This is a genomic window from Streptomyces sp. NPDC058401 (assembly GCF_042722885.1).
Lineage (GTDB): Bacteria > Actinomycetota > Actinomycetes > Streptomycetales > Streptomycetaceae > Streptomyces.
Window position 1 is genome coordinate 21,221 of sequence record NZ_JBHXKA010000046.1, and the last position, 21,114, is coordinate 42,334.

The window sequence follows — 21,114 nt, forward strand, 5'->3', positions numbered from 1 at the left end:
TCCGTGTTTGGCTGACTGCATGACGTCCGCCAGCGGAACCTCACCCGGCCCGGTGCCCGACGCCGCACCCCGTTCCGCGGACGGCGGCGCACCGTCCGCCCCGCCCGACCCCCGGCGCTGGTGGGCGCTGGCCGTCATCGGACTGGCCCAGCTGATGGTCGTCCTCGACGCCACCATCGTGAACATCGCGCTCCCCTCCGCCCAGCGCGATCTGGGGATGTCGGACGGCAACCGGCAATGGGTGATCACCGCCTACTCGCTGGCCTTCGGCGGGCTGCTCCTGCTGGGCGGGCGCATCGCGGACCTCATCGGCCGCAGGCGGGCGTTCGTCATCGGCCTCAGCGGTTTCGCCCTCGCCTCCGCCCTGGGCGGCGCGGCGGGCGGACCGGGCATGCTCTTCGCGGCCCGGGCGCTGCAGGGCGTGTTCGCGGCGCTCCTCGCGCCGTGCGCCCTGTCGCTGCTGGCCACCACCTTCGACACCCCCAGGGAACGCGCCAAGGCCTTCGGCGTGTTCGCGGCGATCGCGAGCGGCGGCGGGGCCGTGGGCCTGATCGCCGGAGGCCTGCTCACCGAGTACCTGAACTGGCGCTGGTGCCTCTACGTCAACGTGGCCATCGCCGCGGTCGCGGTCCTCGGCGCCTTCGCCGTGCTGCGCGGCACGGGTCGTACGGGGGCGAAGCTCGACGTCCCGGGAGCGCTCCTCGGATGCGGCGGACTCGTGGCCCTCGTGTACGGGCTGAGCGAGGCCGAACCGCGGGGCTGGTCCGACGGGCTGGTCATCGGCCTCCTCTCCGGAGGCGCCGTCCTGCTGGCCGTCTTCGGCTGGTGGCAGACGCGGGCGAGCGAGCCCATGCTCCCTCCCCACATCATCAGGGACCGGACGCGGGCCGGCTGCCTCGTCACCATGGCGCTGGCGACCATCGGCCTGTTCGCCCTGTTCCTGTTCATGACCTACTACTTCCAGCTGGTCCTCGGCTACTCCCCCGTCAGGACCGGGCTGGCCTTCCTCCCCATGACCCTGGCGATCATCACCGGCGCGACCCAGGTCTCCGCACGCTTCCTCGACCGGCTCGCCCCGCGCCGGCTGATCGTCCCCGGGCTGCTCCTGGCCACTCTGGCGCTGGTCCTGCTCACGCGGCTGACAGTCGACTCCTCGTACGCGACCCACGTGCTCCCCGCGATGCTGGTCCTCGGGTTCGGCATGGGCCTGGTCTTCATGCCGGTGATGTCGACGGCGACCCAGGGCGTGGCCCGCAGGGACTCCGGGGTCACCTCGGCCACCATCAACACGGCCCAGCAGGTGGGCGGGGCGATCGGGACGGCGCTGCTCAACACCATCGCGAGCACGGCCGCGACGGCCTACGTCGCCGCGCACCTCGCGGGGCCGGCACCGGCCGCCGACGGGGTCTCCGCGTCCGCCGCACAGCGGCTGGTCGAGGCGCAGGGCGTGGTGCACGGCTTCGGGGTCGCCCTCTGGTGGGCGGCCGGCATCATGCTCCTGGGCGCCGGGGTGGCCGCCGTCATGGTCACCGCACCGGCGCCCGCGCCCCGGCGCGAGGTGCGGGGCGCGGCGGTCGCGGCCTCTACGCCCTGACGGGTTCGCGCGACCCGCGGGGCGGACCGGTTCCGTGGCGTTCTACGGGCCCTGCGGTTCCGCTGGGTTCTACCGGCCCTGCGGGGCGGGCCGCGCCGCGGGCGGGAGCAGGGTCGTGGCGATGCCCGCGAGCACCGCCGCGAGGCCCGCTTCGAAGCCCGCGTCCTGATCGCGGAACATCTCCGGTCCCGCCTCGGCCGCCAGCGGGTAGCCCGCGAGCCGTTCGGCGCGGGCCTCCAGGTCGTAGCCCTCGCCGTCCGAGCCGGGCAGCGGGCCCATCGACTGTTCCTCGATCACGTACCCGATGGTGTAGCTGTACGCGGTGAACCAGGCCCGGGCCGCCCCCGCGGCCGTGAAGCCGCCCGCGACGAGCGTCCGCAGATGGGCCTCCATCGGAGCGGCGTAGCTCATGTCGGTGAAGTGGGTACCGCTGTAGACCTTGGCCCCGTCCCGGTAGCGCAGCAGGTGTTCCCGCAGCCCCCGCATGGCGGCCTCCAGGGCCTGGGACCAGTCGTCGGGCGGGCGGGCCGCGTCCAGGTCCGCCGTCATCCGGCGGAACATCTCGGTGGCCATCTCGTCGAGCAGTGCCTGCTTGTCCTTGAAGTGCCAGTACAGGGCCGGTGCCTTGACGTCCAGCTCCTTGGCGATGGCCCGCAGGGTCAGCCCCTCCAGGCCCACGTCTCCCAGCAGCCGCAGGGCGGTGGAGGCCACCTTCGCACGGTCGAGCCGGGCCCGTTCGGGTTTCGCTTCTCGTTCTTCTCTCACCACCTTGACAACTTAACAGCGTTAAGCACATTCTCGTACCCATGACCGCACTTAACATCGTTAAGGAAACCGGGGCTCCCGACGTGCTCGTCGTCGGCGCCGGCCCCACCGGACTGGCCCTGGCCCTGGACCTCACCCGCCGCGGCGTCCGCGCCCTGGTCGTCGAGCGCGCCGACGCCCTCTTCCCCGGCTCCCGGGGCAAGGGCCTTCAGCCGAGGACCCTGGAGGTCTTCGACGACCTCGGCGTGGGGGACGCGGTGCACGGGGCGAGCGCCCACGCACCCATCGGGCAGATCTGGCAGGACGGCCGGCCCGTGGGCGAGCACGACATGCTCGGCGACAGCGGCGTCGGGGGCCCCACGGACACCGAGCCGTATCCGCGCGCCCGGCTGCTGCCCCAGTGGCGCACCCAGGAGATCCTGTTCGAGCGCCTCACCGGGCTCGGCGGCCGGGTCCGCTTCGGCACCGCCCTGACCGGCTTCGATCAGGACGCCGACGGGGTGAGCGCGCACCTCTCGGACGGCAGCACGCTGCGCGCCGCCTACCTGGTCGCCGCGGACGGCGGCCGCTCCACCGTCCGCAAGGCCCTGGGCATCGGCATGACCGGCGAGACCGTGGACCCCGCCCCGATGGTCGTCGCCGACGTCCGGCTGCGCCCCGGGGCCCTGGACCGCGACCACTGGCACCTCTTCCCGGGCGCGGACGGCGGTTACGCCGCGCTGTGCCCGCTGCCGGGCACCGACGAGCACCAGTTCGTGGCGCGGACCGACGACCTCGACATCCCCGCCGCGGTCGCCGCGCTGACGCACCTGAGCGCACAGGACGTCACCGAGGTCCGGTGGGCCTCCGACTTCAGGCCGCGCGCCGCCATGGCCGACCGCTTCCGGGCCGGCCGGGTGCTGCTCGCGGGCGACGCGGCGCACGTGCACTCCCCCGCCGGCGGCCAGGGCCTCAACACCAGCGTGCAGGACGCCTACAACCTCGGCTGGAAGCTCGGACAGGTACTGCGCCACGGCGCGGACCCCGCGCTCCTGGACACCTACGAGGAGGAACGCCAGCCCGTTGCCGCGCACGTACTGGGCCTGTCCACACGAATCCACCGCGGCCAGGAGGAGCGCGGCGGCGCCACCCGCCAGCTCGGCCTGGGCTACCGGGGAGGCCCCCTCTCCGAGGGAGCCGCGGGCGCCCTGGAGGCCGGGGACCGCGCACCCGACGGCCCGCTGCCGGACGGGCGCAGGCTCTTCGACCTGTTCCGCGGACCGCACTTCACCCTGCTCGCCGTCGACACGGACGTCGAACTGCCTCCGGTGGACGCGGAGTTCATCCACGTCCACCGGATCGGACCGTACGAGCCGTACGGCAAGGGCCTCTTCCTGGTACGCCCCGACGGCTACGTGGGCTGGGCGGCCAAGGACGCGACAGGCCTTCCCTCGTACCTCACCCGCCTGTCCCGTCCCACCTCCCTCACCACGGGAAGCTGACCGATGCTTCCGAGCGGTCGGTGTCAGTGCAGGGTCGGGATCACGTCGTTCGTTTCGTCGGCGGGGGTGGGGGCGGTGGTGCGGCGGGCCAGGGGCTCCGGGGGCGTCTCGTCCGCGCAGACGGTGCCCCGGGCGGGCAGGGCCAGGGTGGACAGGTAGGCGTTGACGAGCGCGCTGACGCACGCGCTCCGGTTGTAGCCGGTGTGCCCCTCGGCGTCGAAGGTCAGGAGCCGGCCGGCGTCCAGCGTCGCGGCCAGGGCCACGGCGTCCTGGTACGGGGTGTCCGGGTCCCCGGTCGTGCCGAGGACCAGGATCGGGGCGGAGCCGGCCGCCCGGTAGGAGCCCTCGTAGCGGCTGGGGCGTTCCGCCTGCCACTGTGCGCAGGTGGGCGCGTGGTTGTGGTCGTAGGTGGGCGGTCCCAGGCCGATGGGCGGCCCGAGCAGGGGTGACGATGCGGACTCCGCGCCGACGACGGCGCCCAGGAGGAGGCGGCTGGCCGGGTAGACGCGGTCGGCGCACTCGACGGCCATGTTGACGTTGAGGAAGTCGAAGGACGCGGGTGAGGGGGGTGAGAGGAGGAAGGAGGGCTTGTGGGCCTGGGCCAGGGCCAGGGCCTCTCCCAGGTAGGGCCAGATCTCCTTGCCCGAGTTGATGTTGAACATCAGGCGGTAGGCGAGGGTGTAGCCGGTGGCCGGGCGTCCGCTCGCGGTGACGACCGGATCGGCGTCGAGGTCCCGCTTGAGCTGTTCGAAGGCCTGCCGGGGCTTGCCGTCGCCGAATCCGCAGGCGGTGGCGTTCTGTGCGCACCAGTCGAGGAAGCGGGCGACCGCTCCGTCCAGGGCGGTGAACTGCGCGGCGTCGTAGGCGTAGGGCACGTCGGCGTAGCGGCGCGGATCGTAGGCCCCGTCCAGGACCATGGCGCGCACGCGCCGCGGGAACTGCGCGGCGTACACGGTGCCGACGTAACTGCCGAAGGAGCGGCCGTAGAAGGTGAGCGTCTCCTCGCCGAGCGCCTGGCGCAGCAGGTCGAGGTCCTTGGCGTTCGACGCGGTGCCGATGAACGGCAGGAGCCCGCCCGAGCGTTCCCGGCAGGCGGCGGCGAACTCCTGGCCCTGCCGGACCGCGGTCTGCAGGGCGCCCGGTCCGGGGACTCCGCGCGCGGCGTCGACGGCGGCCGCGTACTCCTTGTCGTTCCAGCACTCGACCTGGCCGCTGCGCGCCACGCCCCGCATGTCGTACCCGACGACGTCGAAACCGTCGCGGAGGGCCGCGGGGAGCGCGTCGTAGCTGTCGCGGGCGAAGTTCACGCCCGAGTTGCCCGGGCCGCCGGGGTGGAGCACCAGGACGCCGGTGCGGTGGGCCGGGTCGGCCGCGAGCCGCCGGGTGACGGCCAGCGGGATCGTGGCTCCGGTGGGCCGCCGGTAGTCGAGCGGCACCCGGGCGGTCGCGCACTCGAAGCCGTCGCCCTGGTCGTCGGCACAGGGCCCCCAGGACAGGGCGGGTACGGGCGGGGCGGGCAGGGCGGTGGCCCGGGCGGCCCCGGGCCCGGCTCCGAGCAGGGCGGTGACGGCGATCAGGACGAGGGCTATCCCCCACACCACTCGCTTGCGCGCATCGTCTAAACGGGTCTGCATGCGGTGATCTCCCATGCTGGCAGGTCGACGGCAGGGGCGCGCACGGGCCGTGTCGGCCTGGTCCGGGGGGAGGGTGTGGGCGCCCGCGCTCGGCTGAGCGGCAGGTTCAGGTTCCCATTCGTGGGGCGGACGGGATAGACGGCGGGCCCTACGGGATGCGGAACGTACGGCCCCGGCCTGCGGGTTCGGCTCGTGCGCCTGTTCGGCTGCTCGGATGACCGTACGACCGGATGGCCATCGGCCGGGTCGCGGGCTCATCGGCTCGGTGGGGGCGGTGCGTGAGGGCCGGTGGCGGCGCTTGTTAGGCCGTGCCGGTTGGCGTGTCCCACAGCGGGCGGAGCCGTTCGGCGGCGGCGCTCGCCTGGGCGAGGCCCGCCCGGAACGCCGGCTCCCAGCGGGCCAGGTCCTGCAGGTCCGGCCCGAACGCCGCTACCGCGTCCGGGTCGGGTACGAGGGTCACGACGGTCCGCGCCCCGGCCTGCTCCGGCTGCTCTTCGTGCGGCTCGCCGGGGAACAGGTGCGCCATGGGCGCTACGACGACCAGCGTGCGGGCCCCGTCCGCGAGGTCCGCGTTCGTCCCGGCACGCAGGGCGCCGTCCATGTACCGCCGCCCACCGACGGCTACGGGCGGTTCGGCTCCTGGGAAGGCGCTGCTCGCGGCCACGGCCTGCACCAGCGGGACTCCGCTCGTACGGTCCCACACCACGGGCTCACCGGTGGCCGCGTCCACCGCGGTGATCAGCAGCCGTCGCTCCGGCCAGCCGCCGGTACCGATCAGCGCGGCCCGGCCCGCGAGGAGGGCCCGCTCGGCGTCGGGGCCGGCCGCCGAGCCGGCGTGGTCCAGGGCGATCCGGCCCACGCGGCGCCGGGCCTCGCCCGGTTCCAGGCCGGCTTCGCCGAGCACCGCGAACACGGAACCGAGCCGGGCCGCGTCCACCACTTCCGCGGGGGCGGCCGGACCGGCCCCGGATCCGGGGGCGGCGAGCCGTCCGGGGTCCTGGCCGGTGGCCAGCAGTGCGCCGACGATCGCACCGGCCGACGTACCGACGACGAGGTCGGCTCCGCCGAGATCCACCCCGATGCGGCGCAGTCCGCCGGCCAGGCCCGCCATCCAGGCCGTACCGACCGGGCCGCCCGGTCCCAGTACGACTGCCCGCTGCGCGGTGGCTCCGATACCAAGGCTCATGGTGTTCCCCCTCGTCCTCCCACGCTGCCGTCAGGCACCGATCAACCGACGGCCAACAGGGCCGACGGTAGGACCTCGACCGGAGTTGAGGTCAAGCGGCCCGCCCGGACGCGCGGACACCGCCGTCCCGTCGGCGCGGACACCAGCGGCCACATCGGCCGCCCGGGACCGGGTCCCGCGGGCCGGGGCCGTGCGCAGCGCCGCCGCCGCCGCACGTGGCTCGGCGGCCGTCTCGGAGGCTTCGTGGGCCGCGCCGATACCCCGGCCGACGACCCGGCGGGCCGAGCAGAGCTGGTCCTCTCCCTGAACGCACACCACCGGGGACGCGCCGGCCAGGACACCGTTCACCTGGTGCAGGCGCTACCGCGGTGGTCAACGACGGCGGACAGCACCAGACGATCGACGTCGCCGACGAGGAAGCAGCCGTCCCGTCCGTCGGCCGGGCCGCCCCTTTCGGCTCTTGCCGGTCAGCCCCGGTTCGGCCGCGCGGCGGATCCCGGGCCGCCGCCGGTGCGGCGGGCACACCCCCTATCTCGCCCGTCTCAAGACCGACGACCACCGTGTGGATCCGCTCACACGGGAGGCGTCTCCCTCGCGCGGCCGCCCCGGACGATTCGCCGTCGGCCGCCGACGCTCCGTCAGGCGTGAGGGTCGGACCTCGCACCCCGCCGACCTGCGCATCGGCGGCCGGGGCGACCGATTGCGCCCGGAATGCGACAGCGAGATCGACCACCCGGACACGTGGGCACGAAGCGGGATCCCCTCCTCCGCTTATCCGGACAAACAGCACTCAATCCCGCGATCCGCGCAAGGTGCCCCATACAACCCGATAATCGACCCGACGGTGTGTCAGGCACACGCGCGCGAGGCATAATCGGGCCCGGTCGTCTCCGGAAAGCGGTGGGGCCGACGGGGTGAGGAACCGCCCCGCACCCCGGCTCCGCACCCGACCGACCCACCGATCCCCGAGGCGTTGCAGATGTCCCTGGCCAGCCGCACCCGCATCGCGGGCCTGCTCGCCGCGCTCACCGTCGGCGCCGGCGGTGTGACGACCTGGGCCTACGGGTACGGGGCCACGCCCGAGTCGGCGGCTCCCGGGGCGGCGCTCCGCCCGAGCGTGACCGAGGGAACCGTCCTGCAGATCGTCGCGCACCCCGACGACGACCTCTACTTCATGAACCCCGACCTGAGCCGCTCCATATCGACGGGCATCAAGGTCACCACCGTCTACCTCACCTCCGGTGAGTCCGACGGCCGCAACGAGGCCCACAGCCCCCACCTGCAGGACCCCGCGGGCCCCGCGGACCGCGCCGCGTACGCGGAGGCCCGGCAGAACGGCATACGGGCCGCCTACGCGCAGATGGCCACCGGCGACCGCACCAGCGCCTGGCAGCGCCGCTCCATACCCACCCTCGGCGGCGGGAGCGCCGAGGTGGACGTCCTCGTGGCGCGGCCCGAGGTCAACCTGGTGTGGATGCAGCTGCGCGAGGCCCGCACCATCTCCGGGGACAGTCCGGACAGCCTGCGCGGACTGTGGGACGGCCGGGTCCCCGCCCTGGAGGCCCAGCTCAGCTCGGGGACGCCGGTCAAGCCCGGGTTCTCGTACGACAGGGACCAGATCGTGGAGGCCATCGCCGGGGTCTTCGCCCTGTACCGGCCGACCACCATACGGACCCAGGACCCGACCCCGGGCCGCATACGCGGCAGCGTCTTCCTCGACCACCAGGACCACATATACGGCGCCCGCTTCGTGCAGGCCGCCGCCGAGCGCTACGCGAAGTCCACGGACCGCCCGCACTTCTCGGTCCAGAACTACGTGAGCTATCCCAACACCGCCCTGCCCCCGGTGCTGGACCCGCAGGCCGCCGAGGAGAAGCTCGGCTACCTCAAGACCTACGCCTGGTCCGACCACGAGAACTGGTGCGGCAGCCCCGCCGGGTGCGGCGACCGCAAGACGGCGACCCGGCCCGCCGGCTCCGGCTGGAACCGGACCATCCGCTACAGCCGGGGCGATGTCGGCTCCTGGATGACCGAGGGCGTGTCCGGCCGGCTGTGGGCCTTCGGCGTGCTGGACGGACAGATGGCCTACTGGTCGCGCGGCGGCCCCAACGCCCCGTGGCAGGGGCCCCAGTTCCTCGCCGGGACCGGGATGGACACGGGAGCGGCGACGGCCCGGCTCCCCGACGGCAGGGTCGCGGTCTTCGGCACCCGGACCACGCTGGGCAGCACGCCCCAGGAGTACCGACGCGAGCTCGTGTACTCCGTCCAGACGGCGCCCGACGGAGCCTTCGGCCCGTGGCTGTCGCTGGGCACCCCGGACACGGAGGACGTGTCCGGCACCTCGGCGATCAGCGCACCGGCCGTGGCCCTGGACCGTACCGGCCGGATGACCGTCTACGTACGCGATTCCCAGCGCACCCTGCGTGCCAGCACCCAGTCGGCGCCCGACGGCACCTTCGGTGCGTGGCAGTCCCTGGGCGGCTCCGACCTGCGCGGCGACCCGGTCACCGCGACGGACGCGGCCGGCCGGCGCCACGTGTACGCGGCCACGACTCAGAGCGTGCTGGCCTGGGTCCAGCAGACCCCGGACGCCCCGTTCGGCGCCCCCGTCCCCACCGGGCTGCCCACGACCACCGGGCCGCTCACGGCGGGCGCCAAGGGCGACGGCGTCGCCCTTTACTTCCGCCACCCCGGCACGGGTACCGTCGGCACGAGCCTGACCACCGCGGGCGGGACCGCACCGCGGTTCTCCCCGGTCACCGAGGTGGGCGGCGAGGGCGGCTACGGAGCCGTCGGCGTCGCGGGGAGCCTGCTCACGGGCCGCGCGGGCGCGGGCACGGTCGGCGCATCGGACACGGACGGCGGACCGTCCTGGTACGAGTCCCAGATGCACTACACCGGCGCCCCGGCGGCCCTGACCGCGCAGGACGGCACCGCCGTCGGCGCCGTCCTCGGCCTGGACGCCGGTCTGCACGTCACGACCGCTCCCCCGGCCGGCTCCGAGCCGCTCGGCAGCCGGCCGCCCTCCTCCCCCTGGTACCGGGCCGTCCCGCCACCGGCGGGCGCACCGGAGAACAGCGCGAACCCCGGGTGGCAGCGCTGAGCGGTGCGGGCGACGATGGCGGCGGACGGGCGAGGACGGCGGTGGACCGCGCCGCTCCCGACGCCGTCCACCCCGGCTCCCACCCCACTCGACCCGCGATCGGGGCTCCCATGACCTCGTGCTCCCCCGTACGGAGGGATCCCGCGCCCCCTCGTCCCGGCCTGCGCCCGCTCGACGGATGACCGATCTCGCCGGCTCCCCGGCGCGCCGGGCCGGGCGGTCGGACCGGGCCCGGGAGCTCCTGCGCACCGAGGGGCCGGCCGCCGCGCGCATCGTGGTGACCGTGGCCGCGGCCTGGCAGGCCGCGCTGTGGCTGGGCGCCGACCAGCCGCCGGTCTTCGCGGCGATGGTCCCCCTGGTGGCCCTGCGCGGTGATCCGATGACGGCCCTGGGCACCTCGCTGCAGCGGATCCTGGGGGTCGTGGCGGGCGTGCTGATCGCGATCGGCGTACTGAACCTCTGGCAGCCGTCCACCCTCACGCTGACCCTGGTGGTGGCCCTGGGCCTGGGTGTCGGCATGCTCCTGCGGGCCGGTGGCACGAACAACATCCAGGTCGCGCTGTCCTCCCTGCTGGTCTTCGCCAGCACCTCCCCCGATTCCTACGCACTGGACCGCGTGTGGGAGACCGTGGCGGGCGCGGCGGTCACCATCCTCCTCGCTCCGCTGCTGTGGCCGCCCGACCCCCTGCGCGTGCTGACGGCCGTCGCCGACGACTGCGCCGCACGGCTGAGCCGTTGCCTCACCGGTACGGCGGCGGTGCTGGGCGGCGGTCCGGCCGCCGCCCGCGACAACCTCGCCCGGGTGCACACCCACGTCGAAGCGGTGCACGCGGGGGCCGCGCGCGCCCGCGAGGCCGAACGCGCCCTGCGGTTCAACCCCTTGCGCCGCCGTCAGCGCGGCACCGTGCGGCTCCGGGCCGAGCGCATCGCCACCGCCGACGGGCTCGCCGTGCACGTGGCGACGCTGGCCGGCGAGGTGGACGCGTTCACCTGCCGGGAGGGCCTCGCTCCCGAGCTCGACCGGGCCCGGCTCCGGGTTCCCGAACTGGCCTCGCTCACCGCGCGGGCCGTCGAGGAGGCCCTGTCGGGAGGCGACCCGGGGGGCGCCGTGGCCGCCGCCCGCGACGGGCTCGCCGCGTACGCCGACACGGATCCCCGGCCCGTCGCCGTCGCCCTGCGCCGGCCCTTGCACCGGGTCCTCGACGCGCTGGAGCCCCGCCCCACAGACACTCAAAGCTAACCTTATGGACGTACGGCCATATGCGACTTCCCTTTATGATCGGCGCATGAAGACGATCGGTTTGATCGGCGGTATGAGCTGGGAGTCGACGGCGGAGTACTACCGGATCCTCAACGAGCGGACCCGCGAACGCCTCGGCGGACTCCACTCCGCCCGCTGCGTGCTCTACTCCGTGGACTTCGCGGACATCGAGCGCTTTCAGGTCCAGGGCCGCTGGGAGGAGGCCGGCGAGGTACTGGCCGGTGCCGCCCGGTCGCTGGAAGCGGCGGGCGCCGACCTCCTGCTGATCTGCACCAACACCATGCACAAGGTCGCGGACGCGGTCGAGGCCGCCGTCTCCGTCCCGCTCCTGCACCTCGCGGACACCACGGCCGCCGCCGTCCGCGGTGCCGGGCTGCGCCGGGTGGGGCTCCTGGGTACCGCGTTCACGATGGAACAGGACTTCTACCGGGGCCGCCTGGCCGCGGGCGGGCTCGATGTCAGCGTTCCCGGCCCCGAGGGGCGTGCGCTCGTACACCGGGTGATCTACGAGGAGCTCTGCCTCGGCGTCGTCCGCGAGGAATCGCGTGCCGCGTACCGCCGGGTCGTCGAGAAGCTCGTCGCCGGGGGCGCCGAGGGGATCGTCCTGGGGTGCACGGAGATCGAGCTCCTCATCGGCCCCGCGGACAGCCCCGTACCGCTCTTCCCCACCGCCCGCCTGCACGCGGAGGCGGCGGTGGACGCGGCGCTGGCCCGCTGAGGCCCGCCAGACGGTGCCGGAGCCGTCAGACGGAGTCGGATTCGTAGTCGGGGTCGGAGTCGAAGAGGTCTTCGCGTGCGTCGTCGAGGATGAATCCGTTGTCGAAGCGCACCCGGACGGTCACGCGCAGCGGCTCCGCACGGTAGGCGGTCCACGCGGGCTCCAGGCCGGCGACCTTCTCTTCCAGCTGCTTCCTGCTCTCCGCCGGCATGCCCGCGCCGTAGGCGTCGAGGAGCGACTTCAGCCGCTCGTACTCGCGGGACCCCTCGGTCTGCCGGTCGTGCTCGACCACCCGCACCACGGTGCCCTCGGTACCCGCCGCCAGGGACAGCGAACCGGCGACGGCCCCCGCCGGGCCCGCCGGACCCGTGGGGTCCTCCGTCATCGCGACCCAGTCGGTCAGCCGGGTGTCCCCCGCCAGCCTCACCCGCAGGCCTTCTTGCAGCGTCATCGCTTCGTCAACTCTCCGCTCGGTGTGCCCTGCCATTATCCGTGCCGATCCGCGCGGCCCGGCGGGCCGGTCCGGGATTGCACGAATGATCTTGGGCGGACAGCATGCCCCCTCGACGGGGCACTGGTCGCCCTGGCGGGCCGGGAGCACGGTCGGCCACCTGGACATGGCGAACCACACCTTGCGCCAACAACGCCCGCCGCAACCCACGCACACCCGCGGAGCGGACTTTCCCTGCTCTCGTTCCGCCGGAGCCACCGGGCTGCCACACTCCACAGGGGGCGTCTACGCCGACAACGCGGGCTTGGGGGAAACATCGTGCCGGTTCCGCTTCCAGCCACCGACGCACAGCTGCGGCAGGCCGCCGAACGTGCGGTGAAGCAGTGGACCGACGAGACCGGCCGGGCACTGCGCGACCGGTGGACCGCGCGACCCGGCCTTGACCAGGCCCTGGCCGCCGTACCGGAGGGACCCCGGCGGTCCTGGTGGACAGACGTTCTGCGGGCGTTCGCGGACAAACGCACCCACCGCTTCCCGGAGTTCGCGGCACCACGTCGCGCCGAGGCGACCGGCCAGGTACTGGAGATCCTGCGGAGCAGGGAACCGCGCCCGACGGGCGAGGACCTCGCCCGTCCGACAGCGGCCGTCCTGGAAGCGCTCGCCGGTCTCGCCGCCGGCACCAGAGTGGGACAGGACCTGACCGCGCTGGCCGCGGCCGTGGACGCGGAGCTCGCCGAGTTCGTCGCCCGCGCGGTCCAGCTGGAGGAACTCCGGACCGGTAAGGCCGCCGCACTGACGGCCCTGTGCGGCCCGCTACTGGCACGGATCGCCCGGGCGGACGCCTTCGAAGCCCGGATCGCAGCCGCCGACCGCCCCTCGCTCCTCCTGGCGTGGACCAGCCCGGCGCTCGCGGCCCGCGACGCCGCCCGGGCCGCGGTGGACATCCGGCGGGTCGGCGACAAGGCCGACCGTGCGCTGCGCCTCCTGTCCGACGCCGCGTTTCCGGAGCGGCAACAGGCCCTCTCCGCCCCGTTCGACGTCGCCGCCGACGCGATCGGACCGGCCGACACGGCGTTCTCCGAAGCGTGGGACACTCTCGGTGAGGCGGTGCACATCCATCATGAGTTCTTCCGTACCTGGGACGACGGCACGGCACTCTGGTGGGCCGAGCAGTTCACCGGTGTCTACGGGTACACCGGTCTGCTGGCCATGCACGACCTGGACCCCTACCTGGTGCAGGGGGCCGTGAGGAAACTCGACGGATACCAGGGCTGGAGTCTGTGGGAGGGCTTCCGGGCATACTGCCCAACGGGCAGTCCCCGGCAGCGGATCACCGATGCCCTCACCGAACTCAGCAGAGACCAACCGAGGTTCCCGGGCGGCGGCGGGGGGTATCCGCCGTCGGGCCCGAGTCCCCGGCTGTAGCCACTGGAACCCCGGACCGCTCAAGCGGATCAGGCCTGCCGGTCACAGCCCGGTGGCCGGTGAGGTCAGCCGGGTGCGGGCGCTGCGATGCGGTAGCCCACGCCGGGGGTCGTCGTGATGATCTGCGGGGCGCCCAGTTTGCGGCGCAGGCGGCCCATGGTGACCGCCACCGTGTTGGTGAACGGGTCGGCGTTCTCGTCCCAGACCTGTTCGAGGAGGTCCTCGGCGCTCAGGAAGCCCGGACTGGCCCGGAGCAGGGCTTCCAGGACGGCGAACTCCTTGACGGAGAGCTCCAGGCGGGCGCCGTCCCGCAGGGCGGTGCGGTGGACCGGGTCGAGTTCGATGCCGGCGGCGCGCAGGGTGCGGGGCCGGGCCGCGGGCCTGCGGCGGGCCAGGGAGCGGATGCGCAGGATCAGTTCCGGGAAGTGGAAGGGTTTGGCCAGGTAGTCGTCGGCGCCGAGGGTGAGGCCGCTGACCCGGTCTCCGGGCGAACCGGCCGCGGTGAGCATCAGCACCATCGCACGGTCCTCCCGCTCCGTGATCATCCGGCAGAGCGTGTCTCCGTGGATGCCGGGCAGGTCCCGGTCGAGGACCACCACGTCGTACGCGTTGACGTCGAGCTTGGCGGCGGCGGCCAGCCCGTCGTACGCGAGGTCGACGGCCATGCCCTGGTCGCGCAGCCCTTCGGCGACGACCTCAGCGAGCGAGCGGGCGTCCTCGACGACCAGGATCCTCACGGCGTGCCCCCGATCGCGCCGGCCGGGGAGACCGGGACGTCTGGGGAGCCCATGGCGCCCGTGGCGCCCGCCGGGGGCATCGCGGCCGTCACCTTCAGGCCGCCTCGCGGTCGGACGCGGAGGTCGAGTCGGCCTCCGTGCGCGGAGACGATGGCGGCGACGATCGACAGTCCCAGTCCGGAGCTCTCCTGCGATCCCGTCCGGTCGGTGCCGAGCCGCTCGAAGGGCTGCGTCAGCCGGTCCACCTGCTCCTGGTCGAGGACGCTCCCGCCGGTCTCGACGACGAGGCGGGCCCAGGATGTGGGGTCCGCGGGGGTACCGCCCGCGCCGGTGCCGTCCTCGGCGGCGCCGTCCTCCGTGGCGCCGTCCTCGGTGGTGATCCGGATCCAGCCGCCCCGCTGGTTGTGCACGATCGCGTTGTCGATCAGGTTCTGCACCAGCCGGGAGAGCAGCGCCGGGCTGCCCCGGGTCCACGCCCTCGGTGTCAGCCCGTCCTCGACGGTCAGCTCCTTCTCCGTGACGGCCGCGGCCCGGGCGGCCAGAGCCTCTCCCGCCAGCTCGGCCAGCGATACGGGAACACGCTCGGGCAGGACGCCGTGCTGGGCCCGGGCAAGCACGAGGAAACCGTCCAACAGGCGGTCGACCCGGTCGAGTTCGGTTCGTACCCGGCCGGCGAGCGCGAGGGTCTGGGCCGCGGGCTGCGGTTTGGCCACGGCCACGTCGAGGGAGGCCCGGATCGTCGTCAGCGGAGTGCGCAGTTCGTGCGAGGCGTTGGCCACGAAGCGCCGCTGCGCGGCGAACGAGGCTTCCAGGCGGGCCAGGAGCCCGTCGACGGTGTCCGCGAGCTCCTTGACCTCGTCGTCGGGCCCGGCCACGGCGAGCCGCTGGTCCAGGGTGTCCGCGGAGATCCGCCGGGTGGCAGCGGTGATCAGGCGCAGCGGGCGCAGGACGTGCCCGGCGAGGATCCGGCCGAGCAGGAGCGAGACGGCGGCCATCACCACGATCGCGATGAGCGAGCCGAACAGGAGCTGCCTGGACTGCTGGGCGTGTACGTCCGCGAGCTGTCGTTCGAGGTCGAGGACGTGCTGTGCGAGGCCCGTGGCCGGCCCGCCCGGTGGCGGCTCTCCGGGAACGGAGACGGCCAAGTCGGAGCGGGAGAACAGGTAGATCAGGGCGATCAGCCCGATCCCGGAGAGCAGGAACACCGTGGCGTAGAGAAGGGTGAACCGTCGTCCGACGGTCCCGCTCCGCAGTCTGGCCATGATTCCACTCCCCGTCCCGTCCGATGGGGTCCAGCATGCCCGGCAGCACCTAACAGCGTCATGACAGCGACGGTTCGGACCGCGTTACGGGCGGCTGCGTAGAACCGAAGCATGCTCACACACAAGGAAATCCTCCGGCAGGAGTGGACCCGCTTCCTGCGTCCGGCCCGGCTGATCGCCCTGGTCACCGCGGCCCTGATGGTCCTCGCCCTCGGGCTGCTCTACGCCTTCGGCAACCACGCGTCCTGCACCGGCACCTGCCCGGCCGACCCCGTCGGTCCGGACGGCGCCGTGGTCAGCGACCAGTTCGCCTTCATGCACCGGGATCTGGGGCGCGAGGGCAGCATCACGGTCCGGATGACCTCCATGACGGGCACCATCACCTATCCGCCGCCCCACCACGATCAGATCGTCCCGGGCCTGGTGCCTTGGGCGAAGGCCGGGATCATCATCAAGGACGGTGTCCGCCAGGGGTCCTCGTACGCGGCCCTGATGGTCACCGGCGACCACGGCGTGCGGATGCAGCACGACTACCGCCACGACATCGCCGGGAGCTCCGTCAACGGCGCCGCCGTCTCGGCGGGCTCGCCGCGGTGGCTCCGGCTGACCCGTGCGGGCGACACCGTCACGGGGTACGAGTCCTCCGACGGCGAGCGGTGGGCGAAGGTGGCCGCGGTGAAGGTGCCCGGGCTGCCCGAAACGGCCCAGGTGGGACTGTTCGCCACCTCCCCCGGCGACCTGACGCTGCGTCCGGTGGGCCTCGGCGGTGCCACGGAACAGGTGCGCTTCACCCAGGCCGGCGCTTCCTTCGACCACGTCGGCCTGGCGGGCGCGGCCCCCGGCGGGAGCTGGCGGGCCGGGATGGTCGGCGAGATGAACAGCACCGACTGGGAGAAGCAGCACACGCCGTCCGGGGCGGTGGAGGAGGCCGGCACGATCACCGTCACCGGCGCCGGTGACATCGGGCCCGTGGCCATCATGGGCGGCCGCCCCGTGGAGGGGATGCTGACCGGTCTGAGCCTGGCCCTGGCCATCGTGCTGGTCGTGGCGGTGCGGTTCGCCGGAGGCGGGTCGGACGGCCGGGAGGCGGGGGACGGTACGCAGCTCCCCCGTGCGGTACTGGGGGCGCGGACCCTCGTCGTGGGAGCCGTGACCTTCGTGACCGGGCTGCTCGCCGTGGGCGTCATGGTTCCGGTCGGCGTCGCGGTCCTGAAATCCAACGGGGTGCCCGTCGTGGGGCTGTCCGCGCTCACCGGAGCACGCGTGATCATCGGCGTCTCCGCGGTGCTCGCCCTCACGGCCGTGCTCGCCCTGGCCCTCGGCTCGGTGCTCCGGCGCCGCCTGCTCGCGGGGCTCGTGGCCGTCTCGTTGGTCGTGGTCCCGTACGCCGTGAGCACCGTGCCGCTGCTGAGCGACGGACTCGCGCAGTGGCTGCTGCGGGTGACTCCGGCGGCCGGCTTCGCCGTCCAGCAGACCCTGGTGGAATACCCGCAGGTCACCGCCCATTACGCACCGTCCGCCGGGTACTTCCCGCTCCCCTGGTGGGCCGGGGTCGCGGTGCTGTGCGCCTACACGGCAGCCGCCATGGCCCTTGCCCTGCGCCGTCTGCCCCGGAGCGGCGAGCGGGCCGCCGGCCCGGTCGCCGAGCCCGTGGGCGAGCCTGCCTAGGGCGCCGCGCAGGCGGGTGAGCGGTGACGGGCGAGCGGTGGCGGCGCGGGGGCGGTGGGCTCCCGCGCCGCCCCCGTCGTATGTCCGCCCGGCCCGGCGGGGCCGCGCCCGCTCCCGCCCCCCTACCGGCGGACGGTCCAGGCGACGGTGGAGCGCAGCGTCCGGGCGATCTCCGGGTCGCGGACCGACGGGGTCCGGTCCTCGGCGGTGACCGACAGGGTGTGGCTGCGGTGGTCGGGGAGCCGCAGCTCCGCCACCGTCACCTCGGTCCGGCCGGCCAGTCGCCTGAGCTCCCGGCCGTCGAGGTACCAGCGCACCACGAGCTGGCGGCCGTCACTGCCGGTGAGCCGGGGCACGGCCGCCTTCGCGGTGTGCCGGGTCCGCAGGGTGCGGTCCGTCGGGGTGAGCGGGGTGACGGTGTTCGCGTGCTGGTGGAAGCCGGCGATCATCGCCTCCACGCCGGGCAGGTTGAAGGGTTTGCCCAGGACCCGCATCAGGGAGTTGTCGGTGGGCCGGTTGAGGCCGGTGACGAAGTAGCCGCCGCCCTCGTAGGCGCCGACGGTGCCGCCGTCCGGGGAGGGCTCGCCCAGCCAGCGGTACCACTTGGCCCGCCGGGCGGCCATCCGGTCGGCGGACAGCGTGGAGCTGTTGGACTCGGCGGGCTCGGGCCCGGTGTACTTCTCGTAGTCCGGGACCCCGGGGTAGAAGTACTCGTCGGCGAGCTTGCCGAGCGAGTGGCCGGTCTCGTGGATGGCGACCTGGCCGGACTTGGCGTTGTCCGCCGAGGCGGTGGAGATGCCCTCGTAGCCGAGGGTGGCGCTGGGCTCGTTGTAGCCGGCCCCGCCGTACTTGGCACTGTTGGCCAGGACGAGGACGAGGTCGGCCTCGGGCGCCTTGGCCACGTAGGAGTCCACCTTGGGCTGGTCTATGCACAGGAGCCGCTCGATCTCCTCGCACCAGAAGTACGCGCCGAGTGCGGTGTCGCGGACGGCCGCCCGGTCGGGGTCGCCGGAGACGCCGGACTCCCGGGAGACGGCGTCCACCGTCCAGACGTTGAAGAGGTTGCGGTACGTGGCGTACGGCTCCACGGCCGTGACCTCGGCCCATTTCGCCTCGGCGTCGGCGTGGAACTTCGCCAGCTCGGCCGCCGTGTAGCCGTCGCCGATGACGACCACGTCCAGTCGGTCGGCGGTGGGGCCGTTGTCGACGAGCTTGGCCACCTCGCCGTCCGCCGCCCGCTCCGCTTCGGAGAGCCGGGCGCCCGTTCCGGCCGGCCCGGCGGCCCGTGCGGGCACCCGGGCGTGGCCCGATCCGGCGTCACCGCCCTGCTCCGGACCCGGAATCTCCACCACCAGCCGGGGCGCGACCGGGGCGCCGGCCGCGCGGACGGGTCCGGCGGCCAGCAGCGCTGCGGTCGCGCAGGCAGCCGCGACGGCTGCCCGCAGAACCGCCCGGGCGGCGGCCGGGCGTCTGACGTGGTGCATGAAGTCCTCCTGCACTGAAGGGAGTTAAGCAGAGATGTAAGTGAACTGAATCGGTTGCTTAAATTAGGGGGCGCACGACGGGTGCGCAATGCCCTGCCGCCCCTGAATACTGGGCAGTTCGAGCAACCAGGGGGATCCCATGGACGAACCGGCCGAGATCGGCCGCAGGGTTCAGCGCATGCGCACCGAACGCGGCCTGACGCAGCGCAAGTTGGCTGAGCCCTCCTACACCGCGGCTTATGTCTCCACGCTGGAGTCGGGCAAGGTGCGCCCCTCCGAGGCCGCGCTGCGCTTCCTGGCCGGGCGACTGGGCACCTCCTACGAGGAACTGGCCACCGGACGCCCCGCCGGGCTGGCCACCGAGCTACGCCTGGCCCTCACCGACGCCCAGCAGCTCCTGGCCTCCGGCGCGGCGGGAGAGGCCGCGGTCCAGTACCGGCGGCTGCTCGCCGAAGCGGAGCAGCTCGGGCTCACCGGCGAACGGATCGGGGCGCTCCTCGGACTCGGCGACTGCGCCCTGGAGACGGGCGAACTCCCCGCAGCCATCGGCTACTTCGAAGCAGCCGAACGACTCCTGGCCGACGAGCCGCTCCCCCGCCGCGCCCGTCCGATCCGCGGCCGCGCCGTGGCGCACCTGCTCGCCGGGGAACTGCGCTACGCCTGCTACCTGCTCGAATCCACCATCGACGAGCTGGGCACGAGCGGACTTGCCGACCCGGAGGCACTGGTCCTGCTCTACGCCGCGGTCATCGGGCCGTACATCGACATGGGCGCCCACGCCCGGGCCGCCCACGCCGCCGAACTGGCCCTGGCGCTGGCCCCCCGGGTCACCGACCCGGCCCTGGTGGCGGGCATGCACCGGCAGGTCGCGCGGACCTTCCTGACGGAGGGGCGCGTCGCCGACGCCGATGCCTCCCTGGCCAAGGCGCAGGCGATCTACGGGCAGCTACAGCTGCGCACCGATCTGGCGCACTGCCACTGGATGCGCGGCTACGTACAGGCCCAGAACGGGGACCTGGCCTCCGCCGAGCACGAGCTGCGCACGGCCCGGGACATGCTCTCGGCCGGGCGGGCGGCCCTGTACACCGCGCAGGTGGAGGTCGAGCTGGCGGACGTACTGCGCCGGCTCGGCCGGTACGAGGAGGCCGCCGGGCTGCTCTCGGCGCTGCTGGCCCTCGGCGACAGCCACGGGGCGGTCCACGCGGGCGGGGCGCACCGGCTCCTCGGCCTCATGGCGGAGGAGCGGGGCGCGTACGAGTCCGCCGAGGAGCACTACGTACAGGCCCTGGCGCTGCTGGAGCGCAGCGGGGCGACGGGCGACCTCGCGGACCTGTGCCGGCTCCTGGGTGACCTGCTGCGCCGGGCCGGCCGCACCGAAGCGGCACTCGACGCCTACCGCACGGGCCTGGGCCACCGCGCGACCCCGGGCACGACCACCCTGGGCCCGGCACCCGCGGCCCCGACGTTCCCGGACCGTCCGCACCATCCACCCCACCCGCACCATCCGGCGTCGCGGTAGCGGGCGGGCAGGCCCGTGAGCGCCACGCGGTCGGGTGCGGGCATGGGGGTGCTCTCACTCCACGGCAGCATCGAGGAGTATCTGCGCCAGCTCGCGCGGCTGGGAGAACATCGGCCAATGGCCGGTGTCCATCTTCACCAGCCGCCAGCGCTTGCTGTTCAGCAGCTCGGCCACATCTTCGTCGGGCCCGGCGTCGTCGGGCCCGGCCCCTGGCATCACGCACAGGACGTATGTCGCCGGAAGTTCACCGAGCGGCCCCGACAGCACGGCGGGCTCGGTCAGCGTGGCACCCGGGTGAGGCGTCGAGCCACGCACGAGGCGTGCGATCTGCTCATCGGTGAGACCCTCGCCGTCGTAATGGGCAGCCGGCGCGAGCGGCCAAAACCCTCCGCTCTCGGCGATCGATGCCTCCACTGCCGCCCCGCCGTCCGGCCGGGCGGAGACGAACGACTCGCCGTCAGTTGGAACGCTCGAGTCGACGAACACTACGCGGGCCAGCCGGTCACCGATCCGCTCCGCGGCCTGCCCTACCGGGATGCCCGAGTAGCTGTGACCCACCAGGACCACGTCACGCAGACCCTGCCGATCCACCTCGGCAACGATGTCCTGGACGTGGGTCGCCTGCCCCGCCGGTACACCCTGCTTGTCGGCAAGACCGGACAGCGTCAACGGATGGACGCCGTGGCCGGCCGCGCTCAGATGCGGCACCACCTCGCCCCACGCCCACGCCCCGAGCCGCGCACCGGCAACCAGCACGAAATTCACCATGCCCGCACCGTAACCGGGCAGCCTGACGATCTTCCAGGAAGTATTTTCGATGCACGCA

16 protein-coding genes are annotated in these 21,114 nt (G+C 73.8%); 8 read left to right on the plus strand and 8 right to left on the minus strand.

What is annotated here, in order from left to right:
- The first annotated feature begins 19 nt into the window (after positions 1 to 19).
- A complete protein-coding gene (locus ACFWNV_RS18845) occupies positions 20 to 1,594 on the plus strand; it encodes an MFS transporter (protein WP_383947923.1) in 1,575 nt (524 codons plus the stop codon).
- A 69-nt stretch (positions 1,595 to 1,663) separates the two neighbouring features.
- On the opposite strand, the gene ACFWNV_RS18850 is transcribed toward ACFWNV_RS18845, so the two are convergent.
- Complete coding sequence (locus ACFWNV_RS18850) at positions 1,664 to 2,362, minus strand: TetR/AcrR family transcriptional regulator C-terminal domain-containing protein (protein WP_383947927.1); 699 nt, start codon at positions 2,360 to 2,362, stop codon at positions 1,664 to 1,666.
- A 38-nt stretch (positions 2,363 to 2,400) separates the two neighbouring features.
- On the opposite strand from ACFWNV_RS18850, the gene ACFWNV_RS18855 reads away from it, so the two are divergent.
- On the plus strand, positions 2,401 to 3,840 hold the full coding sequence (locus ACFWNV_RS18855) for an FAD-dependent monooxygenase (RefSeq protein WP_383947930.1): 1,440 nt from the start codon (positions 2,401 to 2,403) through the stop codon (positions 3,838 to 3,840).
- Between the two features lie 23 nt (positions 3,841 to 3,863).
- On the opposite strand, the gene ACFWNV_RS18860 is transcribed toward ACFWNV_RS18855, so the two are convergent.
- Complete coding sequence (locus tag ACFWNV_RS18860) at positions 3,864 to 5,474, minus strand: alpha/beta hydrolase (protein ID WP_383947933.1); 1,611 nt, start codon at positions 5,472 to 5,474, stop codon at positions 3,864 to 3,866.
- Between the two features lie 301 nt (positions 5,475 to 5,775).
- Positions 5,776 to 6,660: a patatin-like phospholipase family protein gene (locus ACFWNV_RS18865; RefSeq protein WP_383947936.1), complete on the minus strand. Its 885-nt coding sequence runs from the start codon at positions 6,658 to 6,660 to the stop codon at positions 5,776 to 5,778.
- A gap of 979 nt (positions 6,661 to 7,639) precedes the next feature.
- On the opposite strand from ACFWNV_RS18865, the gene ACFWNV_RS18870 reads away from it, so the two are divergent.
- The 3 genes from ACFWNV_RS18870 (at position 7,640) to ACFWNV_RS18880 (ending at position 11,742) form a co-directional block, all read left to right on the plus strand.
- Positions 7,640 to 9,763, plus strand: a complete 2,124-nt coding sequence (locus ACFWNV_RS18870) for a PIG-L family deacetylase (protein WP_383947938.1) — start codon at positions 7,640 to 7,642, stop codon at positions 9,761 to 9,763.
- Between the two features lie 178 nt (positions 9,764 to 9,941).
- The gene (locus ACFWNV_RS18875; protein ID WP_383947941.1) at positions 9,942 to 11,003 is read left to right on the plus strand and encodes an aromatic acid exporter family protein; all 1,062 of its coding nucleotides are present in this window, start codon (positions 9,942 to 9,944) and stop codon (positions 11,001 to 11,003) included.
- Between the two features lie 46 nt (positions 11,004 to 11,049).
- Complete coding sequence (locus ACFWNV_RS18880) at positions 11,050 to 11,742, plus strand: aspartate/glutamate racemase family protein (protein ID WP_383947944.1); 693 nt, start codon at positions 11,050 to 11,052, stop codon at positions 11,740 to 11,742.
- A 25-nt stretch (positions 11,743 to 11,767) separates the two neighbouring features.
- On the opposite strand, the gene ACFWNV_RS18885 is transcribed toward ACFWNV_RS18880, so the two are convergent.
- The gene (locus tag ACFWNV_RS18885; RefSeq protein ID WP_383947947.1) at positions 11,768 to 12,193 is read right to left on the minus strand and encodes a hypothetical protein; all 426 of its coding nucleotides are present in this window, start codon (positions 12,191 to 12,193) and stop codon (positions 11,768 to 11,770) included.
- A 318-nt stretch (positions 12,194 to 12,511) separates the two neighbouring features.
- On the opposite strand from ACFWNV_RS18885, the gene ACFWNV_RS18890 reads away from it, so the two are divergent.
- Positions 12,512 to 13,618 carry a hypothetical protein gene (locus ACFWNV_RS18890; protein WP_383947950.1) on the plus strand — a complete coding sequence of 369 codons (1,107 nt, stop codon included), beginning with the start codon at positions 12,512 to 12,514 and terminating at the stop codon, positions 13,616 to 13,618.
- 65 nt (positions 13,619 to 13,683) lie between these two features.
- Here ACFWNV_RS18890 and ACFWNV_RS18895 read toward each other — a convergent pair whose 3' ends face one another.
- The gene (locus ACFWNV_RS18895) at positions 13,684 to 14,355 is read right to left on the minus strand and encodes a response regulator transcription factor (protein WP_383947953.1); all 672 of its coding nucleotides are present in this window, start codon (positions 14,353 to 14,355) and stop codon (positions 13,684 to 13,686) included.
- Positions 14,352 to 15,617, minus strand: coding sequence for a sensor histidine kinase (locus ACFWNV_RS18900; RefSeq protein WP_383947955.1), 1,266 nt, complete (start codon positions 15,615 to 15,617; stop codon positions 14,352 to 14,354). Before ACFWNV_RS18900 ends, ACFWNV_RS18895 begins: the two co-directional genes overlap by 4 nt.
- Positions 15,618 to 15,728: 111 nt before the next feature.
- On the opposite strand from ACFWNV_RS18900, the gene ACFWNV_RS18905 reads away from it, so the two are divergent.
- The gene (locus ACFWNV_RS18905; RefSeq protein WP_383947958.1) at positions 15,729 to 17,285 is read left to right on the plus strand and encodes a hypothetical protein; all 1,557 of its coding nucleotides are present in this window, start codon (positions 15,729 to 15,731) and stop codon (positions 17,283 to 17,285) included.
- A 122-nt stretch (positions 17,286 to 17,407) separates the two neighbouring features.
- On the opposite strand, the gene ACFWNV_RS18910 is transcribed toward ACFWNV_RS18905, so the two are convergent.
- Entirely contained in the window at positions 17,408 to 18,769 is a 1,362-nt protein-coding gene (locus tag ACFWNV_RS18910; protein ID WP_383947960.1) for a M64 family metallopeptidase, read from the minus strand.
- Positions 18,770 to 18,908: 139 nt separating this feature from the next.
- Between ACFWNV_RS18910 and ACFWNV_RS18915 the strand changes: the two genes are divergently transcribed.
- Entirely contained in the window at positions 18,909 to 20,288 is a 1,380-nt protein-coding gene (locus ACFWNV_RS18915) for a tetratricopeptide repeat protein (protein ID WP_383947963.1), read from the plus strand.
- 54 nt (positions 20,289 to 20,342) lie between these two features.
- On the opposite strand, the gene ACFWNV_RS18920 is transcribed toward ACFWNV_RS18915, so the two are convergent.
- A complete protein-coding gene (locus ACFWNV_RS18920) occupies positions 20,343 to 21,056 on the minus strand; it encodes an alpha/beta fold hydrolase (protein ID WP_383947966.1) in 714 nt (237 codons plus the stop codon).
- Positions 21,057 to 21,114: the final 58 nt, after the last annotated feature.